Origin of the sequence: Maribacter sp. 1_MG-2023 (genome assembly GCF_030547005.1) — a bacterium.
Lineage (GTDB): Bacteria > Bacteroidota > Bacteroidia > Flavobacteriales > Flavobacteriaceae > Maribacter.
Genome location: NZ_JAUOPN010000002.1, coordinates 170,138 through 191,460, shown reverse-complemented (window position 1 = coordinate 191,460; position 21,323 = coordinate 170,138). Strand labels below are relative to the sequence as shown.

Here is a 21,323-nt window from a genome sequence, read left to right as displayed (position 1 = left end):
TTTAACTCAATTTAAACTAAACTAATAACCCGGATTCTGAATCAATAGGTTATTTCTGTTGATTTCATCTCTACTAATAGGCATGAAATACATTTTGTCATCCCAAGTTCTGGTTTCATTATCATTATTGTCAACAACGGTATACGTGTAATCATATACTGTTGTGTCATATTGATAAGGAGTTCTTGGTGTAGCACCTGCTTTAAGTGCCGCAGTAACTTTCATTACTTTAATACCTCTACCCAATGTTTGGTCAGCTATCATCCATCTTCTGGCATCATGGTATCTATGTTCTTCATAAGCTAGTTCAACCCTTCTTTCGTTGATATAGTCTTCTAAAAGCTCAGTGCCTGATGATTCAATTGCTGGCATACCTGCTCTATAACGAATCTTGTTTAGCCAATTTCTAGCTTCACCTTCATCACCAAGTGCAATAGATGCTTCTACATAGTTCAATATTACTTCAGTATAACGAATAAACGGCCATGGCACTACCTGTGCACTTGATTGATTGTCTACTAATGACGGATCTGAATCGATAAATTTACGAACGTAATATCCTGTTCTACTTCCGTTCCAGTTTTCAATTGGTGAATCACGCATGTCTACACCTGCAATAATTCCGCCACTACCATCTGCATAGGTACCTGTCTGAATTTCATCAAATGGATCTATTCCAGCAACGTCATCTGGTCTTGGTTTCCAAGCAGCTCCATCATAAAGAACGGTTGCAGCTAGTCTAGGGTCTCTGTTTTCATAAGGTGAAGCAGCGTGCTCAGGATTGCTCCAATCGAAATCAGAACCATCCATCATCTGGTAGTCATCTACTAATTGCTGAATAGGCGTATTACCTGCCCAGTTGTGGTAACCGTTCGGACCATTGTTGATACCTTGGTGAATACCACCTAAAGGCCAGTTACTTTCAACTGTAAATAAAGGTGAATGCGTTCTTTCAAATAAAAGTTCAGATCTTGCAGCAGCATCACCAACAGCACTTCCACCTCCCATAGCAATGGAGATATAAGTCTGTTCAGCTTCTTCTGCAGATGCAGGCGCTGCTAAATCTAATTTGTAACCAGTTGTTGCATCTAATACTGCCTTGGCTGCAGTTTTAGCGTCTGTCCATCTAGCATCTCTATCACCTGAAGTATAAGCAACTAATTCTAGATTTGAATATCCACCTAGTATTGATGATTTTGCACTGGCAGTAGGTCCGTCTCTTAAATCACTAGCTGCATAAGTAAGTATTCTAGATTTTAAACCCATTGCACTTAACACTGATGCTCTACCAGGTGTAACATCTTTACCGCCTAACAATGTAATTGCCTTATCTAAATCTTCTGATACGAAAGTTACGTTCTCTGCGTATGTACCTCTAGCTATTGTATAGTCGTCATCAAGACCATATGGAGCATCTATTAATGGTGCGCCACCATAATAGCGCATTAGTTGATGGTAATAATAAGCTCTTAAAAAGTGGGACTCACCTAGTAGTCTATCTTTTAGTGCTTGGTCATCAAACCCTGCGTTTGGTAATTCTTGTATTGCGATATTTGCTTTACGAATAGCTAAATACAACTCGTTCCATTGCGGAATGATATTTACGTTTCCCGTACCTGACGGTGAAAGTGAACCTTCTGTGATTACATTTACCCCTCTACCGGAGTGGGTAAACATTGCTTCGTCTGTTAATGATGATAAGCCTTCTTCCTCAAATCCTCCATAGCCTAGAGATGAGTAAACATTGAATACAAAAGCTTCTGATAGTGCACCATCTGACCAAGTAGCATCTGCTGAAATGGCATCTAATGGTGAAGTTTCTAAGAAATCTTCATTACACGAAATAGGTACCAACGCTAGTGTTAGTAAGCCTAAGAGTACTAATTTTCTTTTTTTCATGATTTTTTTTTAAAATGTTAAACTAAAACCTGTGTTAATAATAGTCTGTTGTGGATAAAACTGTCCACTATTACTAGTCGATTCAGGATCATAGATATCTTGTGCAGCCCATGTAGCCAAGTTCAGACCGCTCATGTATACCTTAAATTTAGACAAGCCAAATTGCTCAATTAATTTTGTAGGAAAATTGTATGCTAATTGAACATTTTTAAGTCTTAAGTAATCTTTACTATAAAGATTGTAGGTGTTGTCACCGTAATCGCCACCTGTATAATATGTATCGCCACGACTTGCTAGTCTTGGGTGAATACTACTTGGGTTATCTGGGCTCCATCTATTATCATAGCTATGCTTTAAGAAGTTACCTATATCACCAGATTCTGTTTGGATAAATAATTTAGCGCCAGTTGCACCTTGTAATAAAACAGATAAATCAAAGTTTTTATAAGAAGCATTAAAGGTAACACCAAAGTTGAAATTAGGATTAATACTATTTTTAATTCTTACTTGATCTAGGTCATTAATAGCACCATCACCATTAACATCTTTAAACTTCATATCTCCGGGTTCTAGGGTCGGCTTAACTGCGCTATAATCTAATGGGTCAGAGTCTATGGCTGCTTGGTCAATAAAAACACCATCTGATTCATAAACTAAATATGAACCTATTGGTTTTCCTTCTTGTAATTGATAGTCTGGAGCCCCAGGAATTTCATCTAAAAACTCAACACTGTTTTGAGAATAACCACCATTTACACCAACATCCCATTTAAAGCCATCAATATTACCGCCGAAATAGTTAAAGGCAAATTCAAAACCTTCATTATTTACCTTACCTGCATTTACAGGAGGTAATAGGGCAGAAATACCAGAAGAACCTGGTGTAGAACCTGTTTTCTGAATTAGAATTTGATCACGTTTATTTAAAAAGTATTCAAGAGTAAAACTCAATTTGCCGTCTAAAACTATACCATCTAAACCAATGTTATAGTTCTTTGCACGCTCCCAAGTAAAGCTAGGATTAGCCAATAAGTTTTCGAAAAGAGTGGTTTGTACTTGACCATTTATAGGGTACTGTCCGAACTCATAAATAGACTGATAGGCATACTCCTGTAATTCATCATCAGTAATTTCTCCATCACCATTGGTATCAAAAGAAACTTGGTCGTTACCCATTTCTCCGTAAGAAGCTCTAAGTTTTAAGTAACTGATTGAGTCTACATTAAACCAATCTTCATTGTTAATGTTCCAACCAAGTAATAAACCTGGGAAGAAACCGAAACGATCATTTCCTGGAAAAATATAAGAACCGTCATATCTCCAGATAAATTCAGCTAAATATTTTTCTTTAAAATTGTACTGAGCACGACCATAATATCCTAAACGAGTTCTGTTATATCCATAACCATCCGTTTCTTGTGCAATTTCACCACCAACTCCAAGTTGATCAACAGCTGTAGAAAGATAGTTTCTTCTAAATGCAGAGAAAAATTCGCCTTGAAAATTTTCACGGGTTATACCTGCTAAAAGACCAATGTTATGGTCCTCACCAATGATTTTGTCATAAGTTAATATACCCGTAAGGTTCGTGTTAAGAACATTGTTTGAAGACTGTAGTAATCTTGCGTCAGTAAAGTTTGATCGAATAGATCCCGTTAGTTCTGGTACACCAGTGGCTATATATTTATCACGGTCAAGTGAGTATAGAGTCCAAGGTGTTTGCCATAGTTTTCTACGTAACTGACTTTGATCTACGCCTGCTGTTAAGTTTAATTTTAGGCCTTCAACCCATGGGTTTGTAATATCAACAGACCCGGTAAATTGAAGGTAGTCGGTTGGTTGTTTGTCATAACCTGTAGCATTAGTTGTTACCACTACCGGTTGTTGTCCGTTTTCAATATCCGGTCCTGGTAAGCCGTTCGGCCAAACCGCAGGTTCATTTGGTCTACCTCTCATTAACATTCTAAAAATAGCACCTGCACCTTCAGTAGGGAAAGTTCTATCTTCCTTTCTGTATGCCATGCTCAACTTTGTAGAAATGTAGTCGTTAATTCTAGCATCGGTATTTAATCTAAAATTATATTGCTGATACCTGTTCGCAGAATTCTTATAGATCGCACCTTGGTCAGAATACCCTAAAGAAGCATAATATTTTAAATCTTCATTACCACCACTAATAGATAGATTGTGTCTTTGTTGTTCTCCCCAATCTTTAAAAGTTGCGCCAAACCAATCTGTATCAGGATAAAGCCACGGATCTGCTTTTGTTCTATGATTGTTTATTGTTTCAGGACTGAATGCGGCGTTAACTGTTTCTGCAGGACTACTTCCAGGAATAGTATAATTACCTGAGTTTTGGAATGCACTACTTGCAGCACTCCATTGTGAAGAAGGAATGTTACTATTATAAATAGCTAGCTCATTCATTATGGTTTGGTACTCAACAGCACTGGCCATTTCTGGTACTCTTGTGGGTTTGGTAATCCCAAAATCTGCTTTATAATTTATCTGCATTTTACCAATTTTACCAGTTTTGGTAGTAACAATAATAGCTCCGTTTGCTGCTCTAGCACCATAAATAGCGGCTGATGCATCTTTAAGAACTGAAATATTTGCAATATCATCCGCATTAATACGGGCTATACCACCATCTCTATCAGGTATACCATCTATAACGATTAAAGGCTCGTTGTTACCCAAAGTGTTTGTACCACGAATGCTAATAGTAGATTCATCATTACCAGGCTCACCACTGGTTTGTACGATTACTACCCCGGGCAGTCTACCTGCCAATGAGTTAGATACACTAATTGCGGGCGAACTTTCTAGAACAGGACCTTGTACCGCAGTAACTGCACCAGTTACAGTTGCTTTTTTCTGTGTACCATAACCAACGACAACTACTTCGTCTAAGTTGGCAACATCTTCTTCTAGAGAAACGTTTATGGTACTTTTGTTATTTACGGGCACTACTACAGCTTTAAAGCCAATGTAGCTAAATCGTAAACTAGAATTGCCATCATCGATGGTGATGGTAAAATTACCATCAAAATCTGCTTGTACTCCCGTTGTTGGGTTATTTGCATCAATGACAGAAACACCCGGTAACGGCATGTTGTCTGAGGCTGATGTAATAGTACCTGAAACAGTTGTTTGTGCGTGGAGACTGGTGAAGAGAAATCCACTAAAAAATAAAATCATCGTTAAGCCTACATGATTTCGAATCATGGAAAACTTAGGAAAGTTTTTTTGATAATTCATAAAGTTAGTTGTTACAGTTGTTAGTTATTGTTGTTGACATTGGAATCATAATCTCATGGAAGTATTTTGAGAGAAAAAGACTATGATACACTATGCTACTGTAAGCAAATATATAAATTAATGTTAATTTAATAAATTTTGCTAGGATATTTTTTGAATATGATATTTGAAACTCAAAAAATTGAGGATCTATCAGTGTTAACATTTCATTAGGATTCCCTGTTTACAGGGGGTTTTCTTCGGAGATGGGTTTTTTTAATGAAAAAAATATTTTTAAAAAAAAGTTTTACTTGAACGTTTTACTTCAGTTTTTAATTATGGTTTATCTATTAATTCTTCGCTGCTGAACTACGGTTTAAGAGTGAACTAAAAATGGAAGAACTTTGATATATTTTATTAAATTGTATATTGACGGCTCTTAATTTGATTATAATTTATGCCGGTTATTAGTAAAATTTTAAAACTAACCCACAATAATAACCTTACAAAACACGAACAATTGGTTCAAGGAGTTATTGAATCAATTGAAGGAGGAGAATTGACCGTCGGTGACCGCTTACCCTCTATAAATATTATGGTTGAGGAAATTGGTTATGCTCGAAAAACTATTTTTAAAGCATACGAAGAACTTAAAAATAGAGGCTTAATTGAGTCTAGGCAATTAAAAGGGTATTTTGTAATTAGCCAAGCAACAAACATTACTAAAAGAATGGCGTTGTTGTTATTTGCTTTTCAGAGTTATCAAGAAGAATTTTACAAAACCTTTCGAAAAGAGATGGGTAAGCGATTTCAAATCGATGTTTTTTTTCACCATAATAATCCTACTGTTTTTGAAACCATTATGACCAATATTAATGGTAAATATGGAATGTATGTCGTTGCACCTATTCAAAATCAAAAGTCTGCTCAATTACTGCAGAATATTGAACCTAAAAAATTGCTGTTAGTGGATCGTTATTTGAATTTGGGAAAGTCCTTTTCTTACATTTCTCAAGAATTCGAAGATGTTATTTATTCTTCTTTAGTACAATTACTTCCTGAAATCAAAAAATATAATAAGGTTATACTTTATTTTAATGAAGAGAGCGATTATTCACCGCTAACCATAAAAAAAGCTTTTGAGAAATTTTTAAAGGAGTTTTCAATCGATGGTGTAGTTAAAGAAAACTATACTATTGGTTCTGCAATTAAGGGAAACCTTTATTTTGCATTAGGTGATACTATTCTATGGCATATTTTACGTGATTCTGTACGTAAAAAGTTAGTAATCGGAGAAGATATCGGTATACTTTCACAGAACGATAATGTTTCGAAAGAGATTGTTTTTGGAGGTATTACCACGATTTCTACAGATTTTAATGAAATGGCTAAGGCGGCAGCTAGGCATATAAAAAATGAAAGTGTTACTCAGGTTATTATGCCGTCAAGGTTAATTAAACGCGCTTCTTTATAACACTATTTTGATTGAATTCAACGTTGAGGTTAAAATCTTAGTTTTCTTGATTATAATAGGGTTTAGAGATTTGTTCCTTCGAGGGTAAAAAGGGGGTATTTCAATCTTATTTGTTCTATTTTTGAAAAAAATTGCGAGGAATGCACACTATTAATGAATACCGAGAAGAGTTTATTGCATATTTGGACTCAATGAAAATTACAAAGGAACCTAGAAACCTTTATGAGCCCATTTCCTATATTCTCGGCTTAGGCGGAAAGCGCTTAAGACCAGTTCTGGTATTGATGACCGCTGAAATTTTTAAGGGCGATTTTAAAAAAGCTTTAGATGCCGCCTTGGCAATTGAAGTATTTCACAATTTTTCTTTGGTACATGATGATATTATGGATGATGCTCCTGTTCGTAGGGGGGAAACTACCGTTCATGAAAAATGGGATATTAACACTGGTATTCTATCTGGTGATGCGATGCTAATTATGGCATATCAGCTTTTTGAAAATTATGAGCCCAATGTATTTAGAGATTTAGCCAAGTTATTTAGTAAAACGGCATTAGAAGTATGTGAGGGTCAACAGTACGATGTCGATTTTGAGACAAGAGACGATGTCATGTTACCTGAATATTTAAAAATGATCGAGTACAAAACTGCTGTTCTCGTTGCAGCTGCTCTAAAAATGGGTGCTATTGTTGCCGGTGCTTCAGATGCAGCACAAGAGAAAATGTATAATTTTGGATTAAATCTTGGTATTGCCTTTCAATTACAAGATGATTATTTAGATGTATTTGGGGACCCAGAAACTTTCGGTAAGCAAGTAGGTGGCGATATCATTGAGAACAAGAAAACGTACTTATATTTAAAAGCATTGAATTCTGGTTCTGAAATAATGAAGCAAGAATTAGAGCATTTATACTCTATTCAGCCAAAAGAATCAGAATCTAAGGTTAAGGCTGTACGCTCAATTTTTGAGAAAACAGAAGCAGATAGGGCTACTAAAGTTGCTATTTCAGACTACACAACAAAAGCATTTGAAGTATTGGATGAAATGGAAATAGAGCCTGAAAACAAAGATTTGTTAAAGCAATTTGGTGAAAACCTGATGAATAGAACGGTTTAAAATAGCCTTCTAAATAGTGCTTTTATAAATGGAGTTTTCGGACAAGAATTTATGTAAATGATATCTTCTTTTAAACTTGTTTTTTCATCAAGAAATTTAAATACCATTTGTGGTTTTAAAGATTTAAAAATAGATTCGAAAATTGCATGTCCGTTACCATTATTATGATGCAAAACATCTAAAAAGAGCATATCATAAAACCAGAACTTATTTTTTAATTTCAGTTTTTGAAGCGGCTTCCCTTGTTTTATAAGTTCAATTAATTTCGGAATCTTATTTGCTGTACTCATTAAGGTGTAGCCTGTGCTTGGTTTTGCCCATCCGCCTGCGGTACCTATATATCTAATTCTATTGGTATGGTGCTCTCTAAAGTCATAAGCTGTCATTGGTATGCTACCCGCTTCCTTTTCAATAATCTCATAAGTTTTACATTGAAAACGGTCTACTATATATTCTTTTATAGCAGCTTCATATTCGGCTTTGGGTAATAATTGCTCTGAGAATAAGGTGTATTCAATTAATGCGGTATCATTTGAATAGGGTAGTACATACATAAAACGGGTATTTCCTTTTTGAGGGATGGAAAAATCCATGTAGGTAACTTCATTGGCATTGAAAATGGGCTTTTCAGTTTTAATTACCCATCCCACAAAATGTTGCTGTAATACCGGATATTTTTTTTGCCCCGTTGCCATTTTATAATCAAAAAGACTATTGAATATGTACTTGCCAGAATACGTGTTATTTGTAGTTTTTATGGTAACCTCAGTGGCTAACTCTTTTAAGCCTACCATAGCTTCTTGAACAAAAGTAATGTTCGATGATTCTTTTATTCTACCTAAATAGTGATTGTAAAAATCAATACTCCTAATCATTTTATAGGAGTACGGACTAATGTCTGTTCTTTTAAGAACATCTTCTCCTTGAAAGTGGATAGAATTCCATCTTTTATGAACGATAGCCTCGAACTGACCATCGCCTTCTTCCCAAAAACACCATGTTCTATCATTGCTATTTTTAACGTCTTTGTCAAGAAGTAATATCTTCTTATCATTAAAAAACGAATCATTGAGCATGGCATCAGCCAGTAATAAACCAGATGCGCCTGCTCCAACAATAATGTAATCGTATTCGTTCATGTATTTTTAAAACAAAACTCAGGGTATTAAATACTGAGAATTTCAAAAATACGAAATAGCAGTTGTCTTTTGTGCTTAATTCAACGTGTAACGTAACCCGAAAAATGATCTTATGCCTTGGTTAGGTCCGTAGACGTATGATGGGTCAAAAGTCAATGCATTTGGATTGTTTGGTGTAGCCACAGCATTACCATTGTTGTCAAAAGTCACTTCCTTATCAAATGGATCATTTGCACGTGCTATTATAAATGGATTTCCTCTATTAGGTGTCCAATCTAAAAGATTTTTTACTCCTCCGTAGAACTCAAAATTCTTTAAACCATCATATGTAAATTGAATATTTTGAATACTCCAAGCAGGTGAATAATCACTTCTTGGGTCGCTTTCGCCTAAAGTTGGTAAACGCATAGGTCCATATAAGTTTCCTGTGTAGTCAACCGATAAATCCCAAGTACGAATATCATAGCTAACACTCCAGTTTGCTGAATAACTTTCTGTAAGAATCTGTCTTTCCTTTACCCCATCTTCTGTATTACTTACATCTTGTAATGTACAGCCTAGCATTAGTTTTAGTCCGTTGTAGAATGATACATCTAGGTTGGCACTAATACCTTTTGAAATAGAGGTTCCGTTTAAATTATCATATATAATCTGATTTGGGTTGGTGTCATAATCAGGAATAATGACATTTTGGAAATTGGTGTAAAAAACGGAGGCGTCTAAGCCTACAAATGTACCGTTGTTACCATAAAGTTTCTTTAAATAATTCAGGTTTACGTTAAAAGAACGTTCTGGTTTCAGTTCTTCGGCAATAATAACATCTCTTGATCCCGTTAAAGCTGCGTGATCTTCTGTAAATAGATTTACTACTCTGAAACCTGTACCAGCATTTAGGCGAATTATATCATTATCGGTGAATTTAAAACGATATGCACCTCTGGGGGTAAAAATGTTACCGTGTCGGTCATCATAATCGTAACGACCACCTAATAGTAAAGAATGCTTTTTATTAAAGGCTATTTCATCTTGTACAAAAATACTTGGTATTAAAACTTCATCTGGTTCATTTCCATTGGTGCTTAAAGTTGCCGGCGTGTTGTCATCGTAGTAATTGTAACGTAATGCAGTGCCTGCTAAAAGACTATGTTTGCCAATAGTTTTGTCCCATGTTAATTGTGTAAAACCAATGCGTTGATCCGCTAAATACGGTACATCGCCATAAACAGAGTTTTGTTTGTGGTCATTATAAGAAAAAGAAAGCATTAATTGCTCTTCTACTGGTAGTTGATATTTCCCTAAAACTTCCCATCTGCGGGTGTAAATACTTTCTCCATAAATTTCATCTCCACCTCTAAATTCAGGGGTCCATTGCATTTCGCCACCCCATCTATCTTCGTAAAAAAAACGTCCGGCCAAAGAAAGAATTCTGGAGTTTTTTCTGGTAAAATTCCACTTTTGAAAAACCGAAATACGGTCCTGTAAAGTCAAATCGGTAAAATTATCTCCGTTATTATCAATAGGGTTATTGTATTTAAAATAGTTGACACCTAAGAGTACATTGGTCTTTTTGCCAATATTAAATTTAGTACCTACATCAAGGTTGAATTCTCCCCATGAGGTTACGAAGCTATCTGCGAAAAAATCGGGAGCAGATAGGTTATTTTTTGTGATGATATTTATAAGGCCGCCAACAGCTTCACTTCCATAGAGTGTAGAAGCAGGTCCTTTAACCACTTCAATTTGCTCAATAAGCGAATTCGGAATACCAGATAATCCATAAACCGTACCTAGTCCGCTTACAATCGGCATCCCATCAATAAGTACTAATGTGTACGGACCTTCTAAACCATTAATATGAATATCACCTGTATTACATACATTGCAATTAATTTGTGGTCTAACACCATTAACGTTTTGCAAAGCTTCAAAAATACTAGCCGTTGGGTTTTTCTTGAAAAAAGTCGGTTTGTATACTTCTACGGGAACCGGACTCTCTAATCTGCTTACAGGTTTTAAGGTACCGGTAACGACCATTTCATCTAAAGATTCGGTAGAAGGTGATAAGGTGACATTAACAATTTGGTCTTCGCCTTCGGCAATTGTAATAGTTTTGTAAAATCTCTCGAAGCCAATGGTAGAAGCTATTAGCGTGTATTTTCCTGAAGGAATGTTTTTTAAGGTGTATTGACCGTTTTCATTTGATGCAGTGCCAATTTCGGTTCCTTTTAAGTAAATATTTACATATGCTTCTGAACCGTCATTTGATGAAACAGTGCCAGATATGGTAGATTTTTGCGCACTTATGATACCGAAAGATAAAATAGAGCAAGCAAAAAATATAATTTTAATCATCTAAATATAATTTTAGACAAATCTAAAAAATTGTTTTTACGTATAAAAATGTATTTTTGTGTTTATATTGTTTTAACATGACATTATCTGAAGAAGATTATATAAAAGCTATTTATCATTTAAGCGAGTTCAATAGTAAGTCTGTTGCTACTAATGCAATAGCTGAACAGATGAAAACGAAACCGTCGTCAGTTACCGACATGATTAAAAAGCTGGCAGAAAAGTCTTTGGTGAACTATAAAAAGTACCAAGGAGTGTCACTTTCTGAGAAAGGAAGGCTGGTAGCACTCTCTATAATTCGAAAACACCGTTTATGGGAAGTGTTTTTGGTAGACAAATTAAATTTTTCTTGGGATGAGGTACACGTAGTGGCCGAACAATTAGAACATATAAAGAGTGATGCTTTAATAGATAAATTAGATGCCCATTTAGGATTCCCAAAAGTGGACCCGCACGGAGATCCAATCCCTAACAAAGACGGAGTATTTACAAAATCTGTAAAGAAATTAATAAGTGAATTACCTGTTGGTAGTCAAGGGGCTTGTGTTGGGGTTAATGATTCTTCGGCAGCTTTTTTAAAGTTTTTAGATAAGAATAAAATTGCCTTGGGCGATACTTTTAAAATATTGGAAATTGAAGAATTTGATGGGTCTGTAACTATTTCTACACGGTCAGGGTCTATCAGAATATCCAAACAAATTGCAACTAATTTATTTTTAGAGATAGTAGATGAAGAGTAGTTTTTAACTGATTAATTTTTGAAATTATGGATGAAATTATAGCGTATTTTGAATCGATAGACCCAGTGTTGGCTGCGTTCTATGCGACATTATTTACTTGGGGACTAACTGCGGCCGGTGCTGCATTGGTTTTTCTATTTAAAACTATGAACCGTGCTGTTTTAGATGGTATGTTAGGTTTTACTGGCGGAGTTATGGTTGCGGCAAGTTTTTGGAGCTTATTGGCGCCTGGTATAGAAATGAGTCCTGGTGAAGGATTTGTAAAAGTGATACCTGCAGCGATTGGTTTCTTTCTAGGAGCCATGTTTATTTTTGGATTGGATAAAATTTTGCCTCATTTACATATTAATTTTAAAGAAAGTGAAGCAGAAGGGGTAAAGACTCCCTGGCACAGAACTACTTTGTTAACCTTGGCAATAACACTGCATAATATACCAGAAGGTTTAGCTGTAGGTGTTCTTTTTGGTGGTGTAGCAGCTGGGTTTGAAGGCGCTTCTATTGGTGGTGCCGTTGCTTTGGCACTTGGTATAGGTTTGCAAAATTTCCCAGAAGGTTTTGCTGTTGCTATGCCATTGCGTAGACATGGTTTAAGTAGAACCAAGAGTTTTATGTTCGGTCAGGCATCTGCACTTGTAGAACCAATTGCTGCTGTTTTAGGTGCGTGGGCAGTGATGACTTTTCAACCTATTTTACCTTATGCGCTTTCATTTGCAGCTGGTGCAATGATTTTTGTTGTGGTAGAAGAAGTGATACCAGAAACACAGCAAGATAAATACACCGATATTGCTACAATGGGCTTCATTGGTGGATTCATAATTATGATGACTTTAGATGTTGGGTTAGGGTAAGATTAAAGTGTTTTTGTAATGCAATAATTTAATACCAATTTTAGCGTTTAAGGCAATAGTATTGTTAACTTGATACTTTAAATTTCTATGTATTCTTCTAAGAAAAATTGGATCTGGACGATAACGTTGATTGTAACGATTATAGGTTGTGCAGCCGTTTTAATACTTCATGTAAAGAACTGGGTAACTAATGATGAAATAAGTCTTGGTCTACGCTCGGGTTTTTATAATATTGAAATTCCCCTAAATGAATTGGATAGTGTGGTATTTGTAGAAAGAATTCCGCCAATGCAACGCTTACATGGTTTCTCTGCATTAGAAAAAGAGAAAGGTATCTTTAGGGAGTTTAAAGATTCTTTGACAGATAAAAAGGTCCATGTATTTGTAGATAATATCAATCAAAATAAAGTAAAGTTGGTTTATAAAGATTCGAGTTATGTATACTTTAACCTAAAAGATTCCGTTGAAACTATTCAATTATTTCAGAAACTTAGCGCTAAAACAAGTGCTTTAAGTGAACCCAATTAGAACAGCTTAAATTAAAATTTATAACATCGTTGAAGTATTAAAACCTTTTTTGATTTTAAATAGCACCCATGATTAAAAAGAATCTATTCGTATTATTGATTATGTCATTAATGTCTACTGGTCTTTTCGCACAACATAATCTTAGTTTAAATATTGACGGAGTTACCTCTGAAAAAGGAAATATCTGTTTTGCTGTTTATAATGATGAAGGTTCTTTTTTAAAATTCGATAAAGTCTACAAATCTGGATCGGAGAAAGCAGTGAAAGGCAAAACAGCTTTTGATATTACAGATTTACCTGAAGGTGATTATGCCATCGCTATTTTTCATGATGCTAATGGCAATAAGAACTTAGATACCAATATGCTGGGTATACCAAAAGAGCAAATTGCTTTTTCTAAAGGGAAAATGAAAATGTTCGGTCCGCCAAAATATAAAGAATGCGTGTTTACCGTAAATTCTAATATGGAGATGAATATTAGTTTGAACTAATTACAATTAATAACCCCATTTGAAGCTTGGGGTTCCTTAACCTGCAGCATCTACGACAGAAAGAATAACTATTTTTTTTACGTTGTAACTATCTATCAGTTCGTTTACAGAATGAAACGAATTTCCGATTACTTGATTATTTAAAACGTATAATGGTTCTTGATTTCCGCCAGAATCGAATGAGTTTGTTGTTTTATTCAAAATGGGAACATTGTTCTGTAGCACCACTCCTGGCTTTTGCCTTGTGCGTTGCAATAGCGAAACATTAGCTCTATTCTTTTCTCTTAATTCAGTATCTAAAGATGATTTGTCTTTCGTGGTACTTTTCGCAGAACCACAACTACACAATAGAATTATTCCTATTAAGTGAAGAGATAGATACGTTTTCATTTTTATTCAATAATGGTTTCTGTAATTTATGAATTAAAAGGAGATGACAGTATCTTTGAAATAAAAAAAAATATGGTTTTAGTAGCGCAATTGGTAGGAGCTTTGTTGGGTTTGTTAGCTGTAGTATTTGGTGCTTTTGGTGCACATTTACTTAAGAGAACATTTACAGCGGATCAATTGAACAGTTTTGAAACGGGAGTGAAATATCAAATGTATCACGCGCTTTTAATATTGATGCTGAACTTCAATCTAAACCTAGAAACTGGTCTAGAGAAAGCCATTATCTATTGTCTAATTATCGGAACCATCTTATTTTCTTTTAGTATCTACGGATTATGCATTTCTGCATCCAAAGGAAAAAAAATAAAAATATTGGGTCCTATAACCCCTCTTGGCGGACTCTTTTTAGTAGTAGGCTGGGGGTTATTATTCTATAATTTCATAAAGAACTTAATTTAATTTACTCTGCAGATGTAGCTGTAAACTCTTTAATCGCGGTATTTGGTTCCATAATCGCATAACCTTCCCAGAATGTTGGGTCGTATTTAGGCATATAAGTAGGCGATATAGTGTTGTTTTCTGTAAAACCATCAAAGGTAGTCTGATTAATATTTTCTGTCTCAAATACAATCATTTCATTCTTTTCTACACTGATAATTACAAAATCCATATCTCCAGCTAATTCATTCTGCTTATTTCTACCTTTTACGATTTTATTTTTTTCAATAATTTTTAGTGGTCTTCTTACGCCAACCCTCATACCATTTTCAGATTCATAGTAGCGTACACTATAAAAGCCATCTTTACCCTTGTTATAAATTATTTTCCCTTTTAAAAGGTAGTTATTAGTAGAAATGCCCAATAGACTAAATTTACTAGTAGGTTTAACATTAGAGTAGTCCACTTGTATTACTGCAAAATCATCTGCATTTACATATAAAGTCCCTTCATAGTCTGCTGATCCGTCTGGTTTAAAAGAAATTACATAGACAGGGTTATCGCCTAAAAAGGTAAACTCTTGAAGGGTATAATCGTATTTTCTTTTCTTATCAATAAAATTAAGTTTAGAATCTTCTTGTGTCGGTAAACCACTAAATATTTTGGCTAGTTGATTTCTTTTCCAATTACCATAATTTTTTTGCTGCTCTTCTTTACTTTTCTTTTTTTCTTCAAGTTCTTTATTAACTGCTGCTACATCGGTAGAATCCACATCTTCTTCAAAAAGGGTGCTTACTTCATCAGAATCTATTTTGAATGACAATAAGCCAGATTTAATTTTAAAATAGGACCCAGGTTTTACATTTTCTATTAAAATGTCGTTTAATCTTTCTTCGATTTTTTCATAATCAAATTCTGTGTTTTCGTCATATAATTTAGATGCTTTCAGTAAATCAAACTTTTGAAGTTCTTCGTCATGATTGCCATATAGGTCTCCTACGATTTCAGAATAATAACTATCATTTTTTGGAACCGTAGTAATGATGCTATCTATAAACTGTTGATTCAATACATCTATAGAAGATTTTTTGACCTTAAAATCACTTTTCGTCCAACGGTCAAAATTTGATGTTCGGTGAAAAAGTCTTTTTTTCGAGAGATCATTAGAATAGTTTTTTTCAAGATTATCCTCTACAAAATCCATAATCTCATCTGCAGTATAATTCTTATTAGAGACAATAACTTCTCTTAACTCTATAGCTTTAGGTACAAGTGCAATTTTGGTTGTAGTGAATTCAGAAATGGGTTTAGATAAGGTCTCGTAACCCATTATAGAAATAATAAGGGAATCAGATTCTTTAATAACTTCACCGAATACCAAATTAAAGCTACCTTCTTCATTTGAAATAGCCCACTTATCTTTTAATTGCACCGAAGCAAAAGGTATAGGTTGTTGGCTAACACTATCTATAACGGTTGCACTTAAGCTCTGTGCATTGGCGTTAAATAGGTTAAAAATTAGAAATGCGAAAAAAGCTAGAAAAGGTAATTTAGTGTTCATAGGTTCGATTATTCTTACGCAATCTAGACGAACCAATGTAAGTAACGTTACAATTTTAGAAACTGTTGTGAACGTTTTAAATAAATTTTAACAAAAATCTAAAGCCTAATGACAGCCGCAACCATCTTGACCGCAAGCCTTTGAGCTTTCTTTTTTGCTAGACCAAATAGATTTTGGGATAAAAAATTTCGTAACTATATAACCAACAGAAATAGCTAAAGTGATGTAAACTAAGATGTGTTGTATCATGTGTTTTTTATTTTAATAATTGATAAGCTATTAAAGCTACAATATAAGCAAATAGGCTCATAAATACTAGCTGACCCGCTGGCCATTTCCAAGAATTCGTTTCTCTTTTTACTACTGCAAGTGTACTCATACATTGCATTGCAAATGCATAAAATAGAAGTAGCGAAACACCAGAAGCCAAATTAAATAGTGGTTTTTGAGTTCTAGGGTTTACTTCTGCAGCCATTCTGTTTTTTATGGTTTCCTCTTCATCATTACCTACGCTGTAAATAGTTGCCAATGTGCCAACAAAAACTTCTCTAGCTGCAAATGAGGTGATGACGGCAATACCAATTTTCCAGTCATAACCTAAAGGTCTTACAATAGGTTCTATTGCTTTACCCATATGACCCATATAAGAATGCTCTAATTTATACCCTGCTATTTCTTGTGCTAATGCACGTTCTTCAAGTTCTTTTTGTTGGTCTGAAGCGTTAGGGGCATTTATATCAAAACCATCTTGATGGGTCTCAAAATATATTTCACTACTAGTACTGAAACCTTCTTGTTCTACGCGGTTGGTTACAATGGTCTCTGCATTTTTAAATTCATCAGAAGACCCGTTAGAACCTAAAAACCAAAGTATAATTGAAATTGCCAAGATTATTTTACCTGCTCCGAAAACAAAACTTTTAGTCTTTTCAAGAACGGTATAGCCAACGTTTTTAAGCAATGGTAATTTGTAATTCGGCATTTCTACCACAAAGAAAGATTTGCTTTTTATCTTAAGTATTTTGTTTAAGATTACTGCCGATAAAATAGCAGCCCCAAAGCCCATTAAGTACAATGACATTAATGTCAGAGCTTTATAACTTAAACCTAGAAAGCTACCTTCGGGTATTACCAATGCTATAATAATCAAATACACTGGTAAACGCGCAGAGCAAGTGGTAAACGGGGTCACCAATATGGTAATTAATCTTTCCTTCCAGTTTTCAATGGTTCTAGTGGCCATTACTGCAGGTATGGCGCAAGCGGTACCCGATATTAACGGAACAACACTTTTGCCGCTTAAACCAAACGGACGCATTATCCTATCCATCAAAAACACAACTCTACTCATGTAGCCTGTTTCTTCTAACAAGGCAATAAATAGGAACAAGAAAGCTATTTGTGGAATGAAAATAACAATACCACCAATACCAGCTAAAATACCTTCAGCAATCAGATTCGTAAAAACCCCTGGTGGTAAGGTGTCTTTTACCCATTCTGTCGCCGATGCAAAGAATCCATCAATTAAATCCATTGGGTATTCACTCCATCCATAAATCGCTTGAAATATGGTCAATAGTATTAGAAAGAATATAAGATAACCAAATACTTTATGCGTTAATACTTTGTCTAAAGTTGCTCTAAAACCCTTAGCCGCATTAACGTCAACTTTATAAGTTTCTTTTAAAATACCATTTATAAACTGGTATCTTAAAATGGTCTCCTTTTGTTGAAGACGTTTTAATTCGGATTTAGATTTAGTGGCAAATGAAGAGGCGTCTTTAAATAGCGTCTTTTCAAGAGGCATAAAATTGACATCTTGTGTTATTACCAACCATAATTTGTACACGTCTTCTTTTGGGAATGCGGTAGCAAGTTTTTCAAAATATTCTGGCGCAATTACAGAAATATCTACATTTTGCGTTTTTGGTAAATTCTTGTGATCGGCAATTAACTCTCTAAGTTTGTCGATACCCGTTTCTTTACGGGTACTAACTAATGCAATTTTTGAGTTTAATTTCTTTTCTAATAATTCAATATCAATAGTAATACCCTTGCGAGACATACGGTCTGCCATGTTAATGACTAGTATGGTGGGTATTTTTAAATCTTTTATTTGTGTAAAAAGTAGCAGGTTTCTTTTTAGGTTCTCTACATCAGAAACTACAATTGCGACATCTGGGTGATCCTTATCGTTTTTATTAAGAAGCAACTCGACGGCAACACTTTCGTCTAACGAAGTTGTGTTTAAACTATACGTTCCTGGTAAATCTAAAATATGGGCTTTTACACCTCGGGGAAGTTTACAGATTCCTTCTTTTTTCTCAACCGTTATACCTGGGTAGTTACCCACTTTCTGGTTTAACCCAGTAAGTTGATTAAAAACCGATGTTTTACCGGTGTTCGGATTCCCGATAAGGGCTACATTGATTTGTTTGCTCATATAACCGTATTATCTTCAATAATATCAAGTGCTATATGTAATGCCATTTCTCTTCTAATGGCAATATGTGATCCGTTAACATTGATATAGATAGGGTCGTTTAGTGGAGCTACTTGCACTAATTCTACTACATTACCCGGTAAACAACCTAATTCTAGTAGTTTTATAGGTAGTAGGTTTTCAGTGAATTCTTTTATAATTCCCTTTTGACCTCTTTTTAAATGTGCGACTGTAGTTTCCAATCTTTATTTAGATTCATTATAAGTAAGGCAAAAGTAATGGAAATAATATTATTCCCTATACTTTTTAGCATAATTAAATAGGGGTTTTTAAGATGAACAGAGGTTATAATAGTCGTTATCTTAACAGTTGTGAATTTGTGAATTATTATCTTAACATAACCATTGAATAGGTGTTTTACTTTTAATGAGATTCTTGAAGCACTTTAATATCCTCTATCAATTTTTCAATATCCTCCTTTTTTGTTCCGTCATAGAAACCTCGAATTCTTTTTCTCTCGTCTACTAAAATGAAATTTTCGGTATGGATCATATCAAATGGTCCTCCGTCACCATCTGTCTTTACGGCTAGATACGATTTACGGGCTAGGTCATAGATTTGTTTCTTCTCACCCGTAACTAAATTCCAATTACTATCGTCAACTCCTTTTTCAAGGGCATATTTTTTTAACTGGGCAACAGAATCAATTTCTGGTGTTACCGAGTGCGATAATAACATTACATCAGAATCTTTACCAAGCGATTGTTGTAGATCTACCATGTTTTTGGTCATGATCGGGCAAATAGTAGGGCAGGTGGTAAAGAAGAAATCTGCAACGTAAATTTTACCTTCGTAATTATCTTGGGTAATAGTTTCTCCATTTTGGTTCGTTAAAGAGAAATCTGCGATAGTATGGTATTTTCTAACGTGCTGTATTTCTTCAGACACCAATTCTGCATTTACCATAGCAGGTGAATATACCGGTAACAGCTTTACAGGTTGTAGGGCGTTGTAAAAAAGATACATGATAACTGCAGAAATAGGTATCAGTACCAGACCGAATAATTTGAATTTAGCGAAAAAAGACCGCATAAGAATTTTTTACAAAGGTACGCTAGGGCTATTTACTTTTCAAGTGAATTCACCCTGTTAGCTGATAAATTATTCATAAAATACCACTCACTCAGTGTGTTTCTTTTTTTTAGCGGTTGTAAAAATGTACTTTTGTGCGATTTTAATTTTCAGGAAAAAAGAATGAGCCCTATTATAATAAAGACAATACAATTTTTTTTAAGCCTTTCTATACTTATAGTATTACACGAGTTAGGGCATTTTATACCAGCAAAATATTTTAAAACAAGAGTAGAGAAATTCTACTTATTCTTTGATGTTAAGTTTTCGCTTTTCAAAAAGAAAATAGGTGAAACCGAATACGGAATTGGTTGGTTGCCTTTGGGCGGATATGTAAAAATATCTGGAATGATTGATGAAAGCATGGACAAAGAAGCCATGGCTGAAGAACCGAAGGAGTGGGAGTTTAGAAGCAAGCCGGCTTGGCAACGTTTAATTATAATGTTAGGTGGTGTTACAGTTAATTTCATTTTAGCTGTAGTTATTTTCATTGGTCTGGCATATGCTTATGGTGAAACCTATATAGCAAATGATAGTTTAAAAGACGGAGTTTGGATTACTGATACTACATTGGGCGATGCTCTTGGAATACAAACAGGTGATAAGGTTCTTGCCGTTGATGGTAAAGAAATTGAATCTTTATATAGTATAATGCCAGAAGTGGTTTATGGTGAGAAAATCACTTTAGAACGTGATGGTAATAAAATTGAAAAGGATATTCCCGTAGATTTTATAGAAACTATTTCTGATAACAGGGAGAATGCGAGGTTTATTTCATACCGAAATCCGTTTGTAGTTAGAAGCATTTCAGAAGATTCTCCAAATAAAGATAGCGGATTTCAAGAAGGTGATGCTGTAGTAAAAATTGCCGGCACACCAGTAGAGTTTCAAGATCAGGTGATTCCTGTATTGGCGGCTAACAAAGGTAAAAACGTTCCTGTAGAAGTTATGAGGGAAGGTAATAAAGTATCATTGAATGCAAAAGTTTCTGACGAAGGTAAATTTGGTATTTATGCGGGATTTAATTCAAGAGAGGAATATGAAGAAAAGGGCTATTTCAAAATTGAAACACTTAATTATACTTTTCTAGAATCTATCCCAGCGGGATGGAACAAAGGTGTTAAGACCCTTACGGATTACATTAAGGGGATGAAGAAAATTTTTAATCCTGATACTGGTGCTTATAAAGAGGTTGGTGGTTTTGCAGCTATTGGTGGTATGTTTCCAGATACTTGGAACTGGCCAGCATTTTGGGCAACAACTGCTTTTATATCAATTATTCTGGCGTTTATGAATATTCTGCCGATACCAGCTTTAGATGGCGGACATGTAATGTTTTTGCTTTACGAAATGATTACAGGTAGAAAGCCAAGCGATAAGTTTTTAGAGTACGCACAAGTAACAGGCTTCTTTATTTTAATAGCACTTTTACTGTTCGCGAACGGTAATGATATCTATAAATTGATATTTAAATAAAAAAACTTAATTCTTTGTTTGGCGAGTTTCAAAAAACTACTATATTTGCACCCGCTTT

At 34.8% G+C, this 21,323-nt stretch carries 18 protein-coding genes; 8 read left to right on the top strand and 10 right to left on the bottom strand.

The features are described from left to right. Nucleotides 1-21 precede the first annotated feature (21 nt). Together Q4500_RS03710 and Q4500_RS03705 are read right to left on the bottom strand one after the other, a co-directional pair. Nucleotides 22-1,899 (bottom strand): RagB/SusD family nutrient uptake outer membrane protein, encoded by a 1,878-nt coding sequence (locus Q4500_RS03710; protein ID WP_303598394.1) that lies wholly within the window; start codon nucleotides 1,897-1,899, stop codon nucleotides 22-24. Between the two features lie 9 nt (nucleotides 1,900-1,908). Further along, entirely contained in the window at nucleotides 1,909-5,160 is a 3,252-nt protein-coding gene (locus Q4500_RS03705; RefSeq protein WP_303598393.1) for a TonB-dependent receptor, read from the bottom strand. Between the two features lie 436 nt (nucleotides 5,161-5,596). Between Q4500_RS03705 and Q4500_RS03700 the strand changes: the two genes are divergently transcribed. Together Q4500_RS03700 and Q4500_RS03695 are read left to right on the top strand one after the other, a co-directional pair. Continuing rightward, on the top strand, nucleotides 5,597-6,613 hold the full coding sequence (locus Q4500_RS03700) for a GntR family transcriptional regulator (RefSeq protein ID WP_303598392.1): 1,017 nt from the start codon (nucleotides 5,597-5,599) through the stop codon (nucleotides 6,611-6,613). Nucleotides 6,614-6,753: 140 nt separating this feature from the next. Continuing rightward, a complete protein-coding gene (locus tag Q4500_RS03695) occupies nucleotides 6,754-7,728 on the top strand; it encodes a polyprenyl synthetase family protein (RefSeq protein WP_303598391.1) in 975 nt (324 codons plus the stop codon). Here the strand turns inward: Q4500_RS03695 and Q4500_RS03690 are convergent. Both Q4500_RS03690 and Q4500_RS03685 read right to left on the bottom strand, forming a co-directional pair. After that, nucleotides 7,725-8,867: a lycopene cyclase family protein gene (locus Q4500_RS03690; protein WP_303598390.1), complete on the bottom strand. Its 1,143-nt coding sequence runs from the start codon at nucleotides 8,865-8,867 to the stop codon at nucleotides 7,725-7,727. The two genes, Q4500_RS03695 and Q4500_RS03690, sit on opposite strands and share 4 nt — an antisense overlap. A 75-nt stretch (nucleotides 8,868-8,942) precedes the next feature. Further along, entirely contained in the window at nucleotides 8,943-11,219 is a 2,277-nt protein-coding gene (locus Q4500_RS03685) for a TonB-dependent receptor (RefSeq protein WP_303598389.1), read from the bottom strand. 77 nt (nucleotides 11,220-11,296) lie between these two features. On the opposite strand from Q4500_RS03685, the gene Q4500_RS03680 reads away from it, so the two are divergent. The 4 genes from Q4500_RS03680 (at nucleotide 11,297) to Q4500_RS03665 (ending at nucleotide 13,826) form a co-directional block, all read left to right on the top strand. Then, nucleotides 11,297-11,959: a metal-dependent transcriptional regulator gene (locus Q4500_RS03680; RefSeq protein WP_303598388.1), complete on the top strand. Its 663-nt coding sequence runs from the start codon at nucleotides 11,297-11,299 to the stop codon at nucleotides 11,957-11,959. A gap of 26 nt (nucleotides 11,960-11,985) precedes the next feature. Then, nucleotides 11,986-12,807 (top strand): ZIP family metal transporter, encoded by an 822-nt coding sequence (locus Q4500_RS03675; RefSeq protein ID WP_282074773.1) that lies wholly within the window; start codon nucleotides 11,986-11,988, stop codon nucleotides 12,805-12,807. 87 nt (nucleotides 12,808-12,894) lie between these two features. Further along, nucleotides 12,895-13,335, top strand: coding sequence for a hypothetical protein (locus tag Q4500_RS03670; protein WP_303598387.1), 441 nt, complete (start codon nucleotides 12,895-12,897; stop codon nucleotides 13,333-13,335). 68 nt (nucleotides 13,336-13,403) lie between these two features. After that, a complete protein-coding gene (locus Q4500_RS03665) occupies nucleotides 13,404-13,826 on the top strand; it encodes a DUF2141 domain-containing protein (protein WP_303598386.1) in 423 nt (140 codons plus the stop codon). A gap of 36 nt (nucleotides 13,827-13,862) precedes the next feature. Here Q4500_RS03665 and Q4500_RS03660 read toward each other — a convergent pair whose 3' ends face one another. Then, the gene (locus Q4500_RS03660) at nucleotides 13,863-14,216 is read right to left on the bottom strand and encodes a hypothetical protein (RefSeq protein ID WP_303598385.1); all 354 of its coding nucleotides are present in this window, start codon (nucleotides 14,214-14,216) and stop codon (nucleotides 13,863-13,865) included. Between the two features lie 72 nt (nucleotides 14,217-14,288). Between Q4500_RS03660 and Q4500_RS03655 the strand changes: the two genes are divergently transcribed. Further along, entirely contained in the window at nucleotides 14,289-14,675 is a 387-nt protein-coding gene (locus Q4500_RS03655; protein ID WP_303598549.1) for a DUF423 domain-containing protein, read from the top strand. A gap of 1 nt (nucleotide 14,676) precedes the next feature. Here Q4500_RS03655 and Q4500_RS03650 read toward each other — a convergent pair whose 3' ends face one another. The 5 genes from Q4500_RS03650 to Q4500_RS03630 form a co-directional block, all read right to left on the bottom strand. Next, complete coding sequence (locus tag Q4500_RS03650; protein ID WP_303598384.1) at nucleotides 14,677-16,215, bottom strand: carboxypeptidase-like regulatory domain-containing protein; 1,539 nt, start codon at nucleotides 16,213-16,215, stop codon at nucleotides 14,677-14,679. Nucleotides 16,216-16,320: 105 nt separating this feature from the next. Beyond that, nucleotides 16,321-16,464 carry a hypothetical protein gene (locus Q4500_RS03645; protein ID WP_299319128.1) on the bottom strand — a complete coding sequence of 48 codons (144 nt, stop codon included), beginning with the start codon at nucleotides 16,462-16,464 and terminating at the stop codon, nucleotides 16,321-16,323. A gap of 7 nt (nucleotides 16,465-16,471) precedes the next feature. Beyond that, complete coding sequence (feoB, locus tag Q4500_RS03640; RefSeq protein WP_303598383.1) at nucleotides 16,472-18,658, bottom strand: ferrous iron transport protein B; 2,187 nt, start codon at nucleotides 18,656-18,658, stop codon at nucleotides 16,472-16,474. Continuing rightward, entirely contained in the window at nucleotides 18,655-18,900 is a 246-nt protein-coding gene (locus Q4500_RS03635) for a FeoA family protein (RefSeq protein WP_073241858.1), read from the bottom strand. Before Q4500_RS03635 ends, feoB begins: the two co-directional genes overlap by 4 nt. A 181-nt stretch (nucleotides 18,901-19,081) precedes the next feature. Beyond that, the gene (locus Q4500_RS03630; RefSeq protein ID WP_303598382.1) at nucleotides 19,082-19,750 is read right to left on the bottom strand and encodes an SCO family protein; all 669 of its coding nucleotides are present in this window, start codon (nucleotides 19,748-19,750) and stop codon (nucleotides 19,082-19,084) included. A gap of 162 nt (nucleotides 19,751-19,912) precedes the next feature. Between Q4500_RS03630 and rseP the strand changes: the two genes are divergently transcribed. Continuing rightward, complete coding sequence (rseP, locus tag Q4500_RS03625; RefSeq protein WP_303598381.1) at nucleotides 19,913-21,265, top strand: RIP metalloprotease RseP; 1,353 nt, start codon at nucleotides 19,913-19,915, stop codon at nucleotides 21,263-21,265. Nucleotides 21,266-21,323 lie beyond the last annotated feature (58 nt).